The following is a 572-nucleotide window of genomic DNA, read 5'->3' on the forward strand; positions in this document are numbered from 1 at the left end:
TAATATATATGCACAAAGTCGCTTAATTTTTGCAAAAGATCTTTGTATAATCATAAAGTATTTAGGTATTGCCTGCACAATTTCAGCTATAGATTCAAACAAGTTGTTATGCGTTACATTCATTCGGATGTCTTTCAAAAGGTGATCGATTGAATTCAACTCGGAGCTATAAGGAGGCAAATACTTAAGGGTAATGTTCTTTATTGAATCCAATGGGAGTATAAATAATTTCATGTATTAAAAATTTTTCAGTTCTTCCTGGCAAGCAATTTTAAGTTTTCAAAGTTTACAGAATGTAAATCCTAAATCACTTCAATATTATATATTATTGCCGGTTTTGCTAAGTTTTACACATAAATTTGATTTAATTCGTCTATAATTATTTATAATGGAGTGTTTTGTCCTTTTTCGCTCAATTATCAACGAATTGGTTGACGAAAACCGGTGCAAGGTATATGATAACGGCAGGGAAATAGATTTCAAATATTACAGTGATAACAATACATTAACTTTTACCCTCGGAAAGGTTGGCACAACGTTGGAATTGTCCTTGTGGATATGGCGGGAAATGT

At 31.6% G+C, this 572-nt stretch carries 1 protein-coding gene and 1 pseudogene; one reads left to right on the top strand and one right to left on the bottom strand.

Going from position 1 to position 572, the window contains the following annotated elements; genetic code table 11:
• Positions 1 to 234 (bottom strand): transposase (locus JCM21531_RS23320; protein WP_038291746.1); only part of this gene is annotated, 234 nt, incomplete at its 3' end.
• A gap of 154 nt (positions 235 to 388) precedes the next feature.
• Here JCM21531_RS23320 and JCM21531_RS17420 point away from each other — a divergent pair.
• Positions 389 to 572: pseudogene (locus JCM21531_RS17420) on the top strand (hypothetical protein); the annotation flags it as partial.

It is taken from the genome of Acetivibrio straminisolvens JCM 21531 (genome assembly GCF_000521465.1).
GTDB classification, from domain to species: domain Bacteria; phylum Bacillota; class Clostridia; order Acetivibrionales; family Acetivibrionaceae; genus Hungateiclostridium; species Hungateiclostridium straminisolvens.